At 61.4% G+C, this 3,594-nt stretch carries 6 pseudogenes; 2 read left to right on the top strand and 4 right to left on the bottom strand.

Annotation, left to right across the window (positions count from 1 at the left end):
* A pseudogene (locus EOA29_RS29060) lies at positions 1-178 on the bottom strand (IS256 family transposase); the annotation flags it as partial.
* Between the two features lie 170 nt (positions 179-348).
* Here EOA29_RS29060 and EOA29_RS29065 point away from each other — a divergent pair.
* Together EOA29_RS29065 and EOA29_RS43340 are read left to right on the top strand one after the other, a co-directional pair.
* Positions 349-674: pseudogene (locus tag EOA29_RS29065) on the top strand (transposase); the annotation flags it as partial.
* A gap of 302 nt (positions 675-976) precedes the next feature.
* Positions 977-2,343 (top strand): annotated as a pseudogene (locus EOA29_RS43340) (ISL3 family transposase); the annotation flags it as partial.
* Positions 2,344-2,571: 228 nt separating this feature from the next.
* Here EOA29_RS43340 and EOA29_RS29080 read toward each other — a convergent pair.
* From EOA29_RS29080 to EOA29_RS29090, 3 pseudogenes are all read right to left on the bottom strand, one after another.
* Positions 2,572-3,199 (bottom strand): annotated as a pseudogene (locus EOA29_RS29080) (IS110 family transposase); the annotation flags it as partial.
* A 32-nt stretch (positions 3,200-3,231) separates the two neighbouring features.
* Positions 3,232-3,405 (bottom strand): annotated as a pseudogene (locus EOA29_RS43350) (transposase); the annotation flags it as partial.
* Position 3,406: 1 nt separating this feature from the next.
* Positions 3,407-3,594, bottom strand: a pseudogene (locus EOA29_RS29090) (IS6 family transposase); the annotation flags it as partial.

Consider the following 3,594-nt stretch of genomic DNA (forward strand, 5'->3'; position numbering starts at 1 on the left):
GGTAGCCGTTGCGCTGGACAAGCCGCAGCGGGTTCTTCTCGCCATGGGCCGCGCCGGTGGCGGCGCCCACCTCCAGCTCCATCAGCCGCTCGGCGGCAAAGCCGATCATCTCGCGCAGGATATCGGCATCGGGGGTCTTCTCTACGAGCGTGCGCAGGTTCATCATGTCGTTGGTCATCGGTGGTTCTTTCGAATCAGGTTGTGTCAGCAACCCAACCCTACCGAAGATCATCGATGACCGCCGCTGCGCCGCTCGCTCGCTACAGCGCTGTTGCGGGCGCGCTCGCGAGCGGCTTCGCTATCGCCGACCTACACCACGCGGTGGGACACGACCGATTGTCGCGCAAGTTTGACAATAGACGACAGGTTGCCGCCTACGCTGGTTTGGTGCCAACGCCCTGGCAAAGTGGGCAGATTAATTGCGAGCAGGGAGTCTCCAAGTCCGGCAATCCCAGGCTGCGGTCGACGCTTGTCCAGGTTGCGTGGCTCTGGGTGCGCCATCAACCCAATTCCGTACTCAGTCAGTGGTTCAGGGCGCGAGTCATCCAAAGGGTGGCCGGTACAAGAAGACGGCGATCATCGCCCTCGCTCGGAAACTGCTTGTTGCGCTGTGGAAGTACGTGAACCCCGGAGTCGTTATAGAAGGAGCTCTCCTGACGAAACCATCAGCCTAGACGCCAATCGATTATAACAATCTCCAGGACCGATCAGGCCCTGGCAGATCCTCGATAGACGAACCGACGAAACTCATGGCCTCAAACAGCCGCCGCTGAAGAATGGTTTCGTCTCTTGGGTCCGAATCCGCCGCAAGCGGGATCATGTAACAGGTGCATGCGCCTGACCGAATATAAGGTGGACTGGGTTCCCTCGCGAACCGCGTCACGCAAACGGACTCATCGAATTGATCTACGGATTGCCCCGGAGGTACATGACAATGTCGCCCTTAACGCCGTTTGTGGTTGACCATCCCCATATAAGGGTTTCGGACTTGCTATGTGCGGGCAAGAAGATTGAGCTTCGACTGGTTGCAAGACGCCTCGTCTGTAGTGCACCGCTCTGTCGACGACGGATATTTGCCGAACGGTTTGATGACGGGGTTGTCGCGGAGAGATTCCGCCGGACCTCGCGTTTGGAATGTGTCGTTCACCACTTGGGGCTGGCGCTCGGCGGCAGGCCGGCCGCGAGCATTGCCAATCGGCTGATGGTGCCGGTCAGCCATGACACTCTGTTCCGGGTGATGCGGCGACGGAGCTGCGTGCGAACCGATCCTCTCAGCATTGTCGGCATTGATGACCGGGCCTTCCGCCGCAATATCGCTACGGCACCATTGTATGTGATCTGGAGCGGCGGCGGATCGTTACACTGTTGCCGGACCGGGAGATTGCGACCGTCCAGGCATGGCTCACCGATCATCAGGACATCGGAATAATCGCACGTGACCGCGGCGGCGGCTATGGCGAAGCGGCGGCGAAGGCGTTGCCGCGCGCGATCCACGTGGCCGATCGCTGGTCGCTCATGGAGAACGCAAGTTCTGCCTTCCTGGATGCCGTTCCGGAAATCGATGCGTTCGATCCGTGCCGCGATCGGCGCCACCAGTCGATCCGGACCTGCTCACTTGCGCCGAAAAGCTGCAATAGGGCTAGCTGCGGCGCGAGGAGACCAACGCCGTGATCATGAGGCTCGCTGGCGAAGGCTTTTCCATCAAGGAGATCGTGCGCCGAAGCGGCCATAGCCGCAAGCTTGTCCGCCAGGTGATCCGTGGTGAGCGGAGATGTGTTCCGGCTTCGGCAGAGTTCGCTGGATGCGCAACTGCCATTGCTGGATGAAGTCTGGGCTTCGGGCTGCCGCAACGGCGCTGAGCTCTGGCGACGCCTGCAGGCCAAAGGCTTTCGCGGTTCCCTGCGCGTAGTCGCAGAGTGGGCAACCCGCCGACGGCGGGCCGAACGCGCTTCTGATCAGCAACTGCAAAAGGTGCCGTCGGCCAGGACGATCGCGCGGCTGATGACGACAGCCCGGGACCATCTGACCAAGTCCGACACCGTGACAATCTCTGCGATCGAGACAGGGTTCCGACCTGGTCGAAGCACGTTGCCTGATCGACAGGTTCCATTCGATGGTCCGCAAAAGGATCGACGCTGATATTGATCCCTGGATCGCCGACGCCAGCACGAGTGTCATCGGGTCCTTCGCGAGCGGCATCATTCGCGACCGCGCAGCCGTCCGCGCCGCGATCACTGAACCTGGTCAAACGGCCAGACGGAGGGCCAAATTACGAAACTCAAGCTTGTAAAGCGCCAGATGTATGGACGCGGAAAGCTCGACCTCCTGCAAGCCCGATTGATCGTTGCTCCAGGACGCAAACTTCATCGAGATTGCGTCAGACCCAAAATCGGACGCCCGCCCGATTGCAACGGGTTGGCTGGATCAGGATCGGTCGTCACAACTGCTGACGTATATCTGGCTTCGTGATGCGGCTAGTCAACGTCTTCGCCGCGAGACTCGATGGGTTTTCGCCCGCTTCCACCTCAAAGCCCCCGTGACATTGGCTGACGCCATACCGGTCCACATCAGCGCGGCGACTTTTGTGGCCGAGTTCGCTCCGAGAATCAGCAGCTTTCGCAGGCTTCGCCCGCCCATCTTGGTTGTCCGGCCCAGCCGCTCCGTGCCCCCGCTGGAGTGCTGCCTGGGTAAGCCCCAGCCAGGCGGCGAAGTCACGTCCTCGCCGGAAAGTCGAAGCCGCGGGCGCCAGAGCCATCAGTGCGATGGCGACGACCGGGCCGATCCCGGGTATTGTCATCAGGCGCTTGGCGACCGAGTTAGCCTTGGCCCTGATGGCGATCTCACGATCCAGCAGCAGAATCCTTGCCTGGATCGCCTGCAGACCGCCGGCGATCACCGCCAGCACCGGGCGCGCCTCGGCCGCCAGCTCAGACGAGGGGATCAGCCAGCGGGTCGATGAGCTTGCTGACGCGTCCAGGGCCTTGCCGCTCGATGAAGCCAAACTCCATGAGGTGACCGCGTAGGGCGTTGATCAGCTGTGTCCGCTGCCGGACGAGGAGGTCGCGTGTTCGGAACACTACAGCCGCGCCTTGCGCCTCTGCGCTTTTCGGGGTGACGAAGCGCAGAGTGGGCTGTTGCACCGCCTCGCAGATCGCCTCCGATCGGCCATGTCGTTCTTCTGACGCCTCACGAACGGTCTCCGTAATGGGCGCCTCCTGTCAATCCCCCGATTGCTCGCTTGGTCCCCCTTCGTTTGGCAACGTTTGGGGCCCAGTCCTTCAAGTTGGACGGCAGCTTAAGGCGAAAGAAGAGCACGGTCGCGGCCTCGAACAGTGCTGATCGCACCATCATGTCGCCAGCCTTGGATATGCCGCCGGTAACATCCGTCTCTCCGGACTGGAGCTGATTCCGCCATGGCCTGCAGGCGGTGAATATGTGTAGCGAGAGCGGAGCGTTTTGAGCGGGGCCGGGACGAAGAATTGCGCAGAGCCGAGAAGATCGAAACGAAGCGTTGCAGTCTTCCTGGTGATCGGAAGCCTTGCATCATCCCCGCTCCCGTTTTCGCCACGGCACATGTGCATTCTCCGCCCGGTT

Source organism: Mesorhizobium sp. M1E.F.Ca.ET.063.01.1.1 (assembly GCF_003998155.1).
GTDB lineage: Bacteria > Pseudomonadota > Alphaproteobacteria > Rhizobiales > Rhizobiaceae > Mesorhizobium.